Origin of the sequence: Mycobacterium sp., assembly GCF_035499775.1 — a bacterium.
Classification (GTDB): domain Bacteria; phylum Actinomycetota; class Actinomycetes; order Mycobacteriales; family Mycobacteriaceae; genus Mycobacterium.
In genome coordinates this window covers 1-5,745 of record NZ_DATJYB010000294.1, presented here as the reverse complement: position 1 = coordinate 5,745, position 5,745 = coordinate 1, and the positions used below count along the sequence as shown (strand labels likewise).

At 65.3% G+C, this 5,745-nt stretch carries 7 protein-coding genes; 4 read left to right on the top strand and 3 right to left on the bottom strand.

The features are described 5' to 3' along the window. Window positions 1-23 precede the first annotated feature (23 nt). Entirely contained in the window at window positions 24-215 is a 192-nt protein-coding gene (locus VML93_RS18880) for a hypothetical protein (protein WP_325613005.1), read from the bottom strand. 217 nt (window positions 216-432) lie between these two features. Here VML93_RS18880 and VML93_RS18875 point away from each other — a divergent pair, with 217 nt between their 5' ends. Further along, a complete protein-coding gene (locus VML93_RS18875; protein WP_325613004.1) occupies window positions 433-828 on the top strand; it encodes a hypothetical protein in 396 nt (131 codons plus the stop codon). Here the strand turns inward: VML93_RS18875 and VML93_RS18870 are convergent. Beyond that, window positions 822-1,211, bottom strand: coding sequence for a VOC family protein (locus tag VML93_RS18870; RefSeq protein ID WP_325613002.1), 390 nt, complete (start codon window positions 1,209-1,211; stop codon window positions 822-824). The genes VML93_RS18875 and VML93_RS18870 overlap by 7 nt on opposite strands. 44 nt (window positions 1,212-1,255) lie before the next feature. Between VML93_RS18870 and VML93_RS18865 the strand changes: the two genes are divergently transcribed. Together VML93_RS18865 and VML93_RS18860 are read left to right on the top strand one after the other, a co-directional pair. Further along, on the top strand, window positions 1,256-1,645 hold the full coding sequence (locus VML93_RS18865; protein ID WP_325613001.1) for a hypothetical protein: 390 nt from the start codon (window positions 1,256-1,258) through the stop codon (window positions 1,643-1,645). A 117-nt stretch (window positions 1,646-1,762) separates the two neighbouring features. Continuing rightward, complete coding sequence (locus VML93_RS18860) at window positions 1,763-4,015, top strand: tetratricopeptide repeat protein (RefSeq protein WP_325612999.1); 2,253 nt, start codon at window positions 1,763-1,765, stop codon at window positions 4,013-4,015. A gap of 2 nt (window positions 4,016-4,017) precedes the next feature. On the opposite strand, the gene VML93_RS18855 is transcribed toward VML93_RS18860, so the two are convergent. Then, on the bottom strand, window positions 4,018-4,893 hold the full coding sequence (locus VML93_RS18855) for a universal stress protein (protein WP_325612998.1): 876 nt from the start codon (window positions 4,891-4,893) through the stop codon (window positions 4,018-4,020). 519 nt (window positions 4,894-5,412) lie between these two features. On the opposite strand from VML93_RS18855, the gene VML93_RS18850 reads away from it, so the two are divergent. Then, the gene (locus VML93_RS18850) at window positions 5,413-5,607 is read left to right on the top strand and encodes a hypothetical protein (protein WP_325612996.1); all 195 of its coding nucleotides are present in this window, start codon (window positions 5,413-5,415) and stop codon (window positions 5,605-5,607) included. The last annotated feature ends 138 nt before the right edge of the window (window positions 5,608-5,745 follow it).

Sequence of the window (5,745 nt, the reverse complement as noted above, 5' to 3'; positions counted from 1 at the left end):
CGGTGATCGAGCAGCCCGCCTCGTTACCTGCGCAGCGCCAAGAGTTTGGCTTCGGCGATGCGATAAATACCGTCAAGGGACGCGTCGTCCTCGACGCCGACGTACTCGCAGATCACCTCCCGCGGCACGCCGGCGTCGCGTAGGCGCAGCGCCAGCGAATACGTCAACGGCAGTTTGCGCAGCGCGTCCTCACGCTCGCTCAGATCATCGGCCACCGGATCAGGATGCAGTGGCGGGAACAGTCCCGACTAAGTACCGCGGTACTCAATTTTGTCGGGATGCGGCACATCGGCCCAGCTTCGCGTCGCAAGAAAATCGCAAGAATCTCGCAAGAATCCTTTAAGCGGTCGGCGACAGGCTCCGACAAAACAGACAGCAAAGACGAACCGAGCCACTGGTCGGAAGGTGAACCGACATGACCGAAGCCCCAGCATGGAGAACAGATTCGACGGCGACGGCCGTCCGGCCATGACGCCGCACGCGTACCCGGCACCGCACCAATTGCCCTACGGATATCGCCCGGGGGCGAACAGCCACGCCAGCGGGTTAGGCGTCGCCTCGGTGCTGGTGGGCGCATTGGCGCTGTTCACCAGCTGGCTGCTGGTCGGGATTTGCTTCGGCCTGGTGGCGGTTGCGCTTGGGTTCACCGCCCTCGCGCGAGCCACGCCGGGAGTCAGAATGCCCTTGACTGGCGCGATTGGCATCGCCCTGGGCGTGGTCGCGATGGTTGTCGGGGTCGGCTTCCTTGTCGTGCTCTGGCCGGATCTGCAACAGGTGGTCAACGGCGACCCGTGTCGTCCGGTGAAGCAGCACGCCGCCTGCTACTGATCTGCCCCGCGACCTGGGGCAAGCGGCGAACCGACACGAGGGGCGGTGCCGTCGGGATCGACGTAGCCGAACTCCCGCAAACCGTACGGCCGGTCGTGCGGTGCGATGAACCGACCGTCGAGATCGCCGAGTGCCGTCCACTCCGCATAAAGGGCGTCGGCGTCGCTGACATAGAGGTAGACACTGGCGGCGGTGCGCAGCGGATCGTGGTCGGCCCACTCGGTCAGGTGCATCGACACCGAGCCGCGGTCGACAAAGCCGTACCGCTCCGGGCCCTCGTAGGCGCGCGCGTCAAAGCCGAGTCGGCGATAGCGGTCCAGCGCGATATCCAGATTCCGGACCGGCACGATCGGGGCTACCGAGTTGAATTCAACTACTGTCACACCACAGTCTGGCAGCCCCGCGGCCGCACGACACAATGGAGCCCATGACCACACCACTAGTTGAGCGGGACGCCGGCCAGACCGCCGCGCACCGAACCGCGGCGCTGTTGCTCACCGTCGGCACCGTCCACTTCCTGGCACCCAAGCCGTTCGACGACATCATCCCCGCCGAGCTGCCCGGAAGCCCGCGGTTTTATACGTACGCATCGGGCGTGGCCGAACTGGTCGTCGGAGCACTGCTGCTGCCGCGGCGCACTCGGCGCGCCGCCGCGACCGCGGCCGCGGCCCTGTTCGTCGCGGTCTTCCCGGGGAACGTCAACATGGTCCGGCTGTGGTGGGACAAGCCCTGGCCGATGCGCATCGCGGCCCTGGCCCGGCTGCCGCTGCAGATTCCAATGATCACCACGGCGCTCAAGATCAGACGCAACAGTTAGCACCCGGACGCGCGAGCAGACGCAAAAGCACCCGCATGCCCGGCGTGTCAGGTGCTGTTGCGTCTGCTCGGCAATGGGCGTTGCTTAGGCCACAAGGGTCACGTTGCATAAATAGCCATGACCGTAGGCATAGCCGGCCCCGGCGGCGACGACCTCTCCGTCGCCGATCGCGAGCGCCAAGTCGCTTCGCTGCGCCAGAGTTTGGGTGACCGGCATCCCTCCACGCTGGCCGCGCTGCGTGCTCTGACGGAGGCGCATCGCGCGGCCGGCGATTTCGCCGGCGCGCTGGTGGCCGCCGAGGAGTTGCTGGCCGCGAGCCGACAGACATCGGGGCCGCACCACCGCGACAGCTTGTCGCTGGCCGCCCTAGTCGCCAACTTTCGCCGGAATACCGGTGATTCCGCCACCGCCGCAACCGAATTGGAACAGCTCATTCCGCTGCTCGAGGAGCACTTGGGCGGCGATCATGTCGACACCGTGCTGGCCCGGCACACGATGGCGAGCTGTCTCGGGCAAGATGCCGATCCGCTCGCGGCACTGACCACGTGGATAGGGTTGTTCGCCGACGAACAGCGCGTGCTCGGCGCCGAACATGCCCACACGCTGACCGCGCGGCACAATTTCGCCTTCTGGCGCCGGCAACTCGGCGACTCCGTGGGCGCGGTGGACGAGATCTCCCGGGTGGTGGCGATCCGCCGGCGGTCGCTGGGCGAGGACCATCCCGACACCCTGTCCAGCCGACTGGCGCTGGAGACGTGGCGTGGTGAAGCCGGCGACACCGGCGGAGCCGTCGCCGAAGTCGTGGCGCTGCTTCCCCTGCTCCGCAATGTTTTCGGCTACGACCACGAGCAGACACTGAGCGCGCGGCACGTATGCGCGCTGTGGGGGCAAGATACCGGGAAGCGGCCAATAGACGCGGTCGCGGACTGGACTGTCCTTGTTGACGACGAGAAGCGGGTACTGGGTGCCGACCATCCGCTGACCGTTGCCGGTCGGGCGACGTTGGCAGCGCGGCGCGCCGAGTGGGAGGCCTGGCTCGACGACTGCCAGGAACTCGCCAGGGACATCTGCCAAGACATGGAGATCCAGGAAAGCGGTAGCGACGAACTGACCTTGGAGATCGCGACGTTGGCCGCCGAGCAGGCCGCCGACTACCGCGAGCGGGCGATCGCCCTGATGGACCGCGTCATCGCGGCGAAGAAGCAGATCGCCAGGTGTGAAAGGGATTTCGGCGAAGACTCAGAGCAGGCGCTGCGCGCTCGTTATCACCTGGCCTACGCGCTGTGGGAGGGCCAGGAGTACGACGCTGCCACCGACCACAGTGAACACCTGGTCGACGACTGTGTGCGCGTTCTCGGTGAGCAGCACGAGTTCACGGTATCGGTGCGGCATCTGCTCGCAGCCGGCAAGCGCTACGAGAGCCGATTCCAGGCTCAACCCGCAGAGACCGAGGAGGCGAACCGCCAATCCGACAACGAACTCGACGAGGCTTATCCGGGCATGACGGTTGCCGAGATGAAGGACATTCGACGATATGCGGTCGAAGCGCTGGCGCAGGACGGGATCGACGTCGTCGTCAACGCCGACGGCACTGCGCTGCAACGCTCCGACGGCTACAGCTACGGACTGGACAACCTGGTGGCCTCCTGCCGCAACAACCCGGCCGAAGAGTGGCGGGGCGTGGTGACCAAGCACTTCACCCAACTTGCGGCGGCCACGAAATCGCTTGCTGCCGCTGATGAAATGGACTGGCCCGAGCTGGCCAGGCGGGTCCGGTCGCGGGTGGTGTCCAGCGCTCAGGTCGAAGAGACAAGCGGCATGCTGTCCTATGCTTGGCCACTGGCTGAGGGGCTCTACGAAGTGCTGTGCATCGACTTCCCGGACGTGGTCAAATTCATGAACAGCAGTCAGGTCGCCGCGTACGACGTTCAACGACTACGGGAAACGGCTCGCCGCAACACCATTGGCGAGCCGATCGAAGGCGTGGAAGTGCAAGAGGCGGCGGGCGCCGAAGTCCATGTGCTGCACGGCGCGTCCTCGTTCGTCGCGTCGAAGGTCCTCGACATCGAGGCGCTGGTACCCACCTATCTTCGCGACACGTCTCACGGAGTCGTCGTCGGCGTGCCGTCCCGCAACTTCTTGGTGCTTCATCAGGTCGAGACCGCTGGGAAGCTGTTCGCCGCGATCAACGCGATGTCCGGGATCTGCCCGGGCCTCAGCCAACGTTATCCGGGGCCCGTCACCGCAGACATGTATTTCTGGAAAAACGGCAAGATGCAATGCATCTCGCGGGTGGAGGCCGGCACCGGAAACATCTGCGTCGATGTCAGCGGAGAGCTGGCCGCCACACTCGGAGAACTGGCCGAGTAGCCTCAGGACGGCCGCGCGACGATCACGGGTGTACGGACCGCGTGTACCACGGCGTTGCTGACCGAACCCAGCAGCATCGCGGCCAACTTGCCGCGACCGTGGCTGCCCACCACGACCAGCTGAGCCGATTCCGACTCCTCGATCAGCCCTCGGCTCGGGTGCGCGTACGTCACGACTCGGTCCACTTCGACATCGGGATAGCGCTCTTGCCAGCCCGCCAAGTATTCGGCCAGCACCCGCTGCGCCTCCGACTCCCAGTCCTGCCAAGCACGTTCGAACGCGGCAACGTCGCCCCACGCGTGCAACGCCGTCAGCCTCACGCCGCGACCGGACGCCTCCTCGAATGCGACAGCCACCGCCAGCTCTGAGGCCGGCGAGCAATCCACACCGAGGAGAACCGGAGCCCGCTCGGGGTCAGCCAGCTGCGGGGCCTCGTCGCGAATGACCGCGACCGGGCATTTCGCGCTGCGTACCACGCCCGAGCTGACCGAACCGACCACGACGCGGTTGACGGCGCCGCGCCCATTGCTGCCCACGACGATCATCTCCGCCTCTTCGGACAGGTCGACCAGTGTCGGCACCGGGGGTGAAGTCTTCAGCTCACTTGTTATCGCGATCTGCCGATCTGGCTTCACGGCGTCCTGGGCGATCTTGACCGCCTGCTCGAGTACCTGCCGACCGTCATCTTCCTGCCACAACGCAACTCCACTGGGTAACGGTATCTGCGGAAACGTCGGCACGATCGTGTTGAGCATATGAACCAGCGTGAGCGGGACATCGCGCATCGCTGCCTCGCGCGCTGCCCAACTGACGGCGGCATTCGACGCGGCCGATCCATCGACTCCTGCGATGATGCCGTGTTGCTTGGTTGTTGACATTGGTTTCTCCTCCTGGTCAACCAAAACGCTATTGGGCGAACGCTGATCGGTCGTGGGGCTTTAGTCCTCAATTAGATGAACAGGGACCGTTCAACCAAGTGAACGGGAGCCGTTCAACCAGATGAACAGGAGCCTTCGTTGCTGTCGGCTCGGCCCGGGTGCGGACGTCCGCCAGAACTGACACAGTTCGCCTCCCGCCACGCGTGCGACGAACACAGCCTATGCCTGGATCGGTCACCAAACATTGTGGGTTCCGTTTGCTTTGACCGTCGCACAGCGCTCGTCGCGCTATTACCGTCGGTGGCGCGTCGGACTCCAGTTTGAAAGCCCCCAAATCAGGAAGTGCGCGATGGCGGATCACGTGAAAGTCAATCCTGCTGAGGTGTTGACCGGTGCACGGCATGCCGGATATGCGGCCGCGGATGCGGGCCGGCAATTCGCCGTCCACGAAACCGCGATCGTCACAGCGGTGGCCGGCTGGGCCGGGTGGCGCCAGCCATGTCGCCATCAACCTAGTCAGTGCCAACGGATTTCACGGCCTCTCCGCCGCCGGCGACAGCCTCGGTGCCGGTCTGCTACAGCTTTCAGATCGTTCCATTGGTCGGCTCGACAAGCCTTCCGCCTACTGGCACTGTATTCGTCACCGCCGCGATCGGGTTGCGTAACCCCAGCACTAAACCCGACGATCTCGCCGACCCCAGCCTGTGGGACTGAGCTCGATCAAGAGCATCCGGCAGACGATTACCTGCCTGACTGACTGAGTCCCCGCCGTCGGATGAGGCCGGTCTTGGGGCTCATGCGCGGTCAGGCTGACGGTATAGGGCGGCACCGGCGGTCACGCCCGCGCCGGCG

Excerpts from the sequence above, each read along its gene's own strand:
- VML93_RS18860 (WP_325612999.1), top strand. The coding sequence starts at position 1,763 with ATGACCGTAGGCATAGCCGGCCCCGGCGGCGACGACCTCTCCGTCGCC.
- VML93_RS18875 (WP_325613004.1), top strand. The coding sequence starts at position 433 with ATGGAGAACAGATTCGACGGCGACGGCCGTCCGGCCATGACGCCGCAC.
- VML93_RS18855 (WP_325612998.1), bottom strand. The coding sequence starts at position 4,893 with ATGTCAACAACCAAGCAACACGGCATCATCGCAGGAGTCGATGGATCG.
- VML93_RS18865 (WP_325613001.1), top strand. The coding sequence starts at position 1,256 with ATGACCACACCACTAGTTGAGCGGGACGCCGGCCAGACCGCCGCGCAC.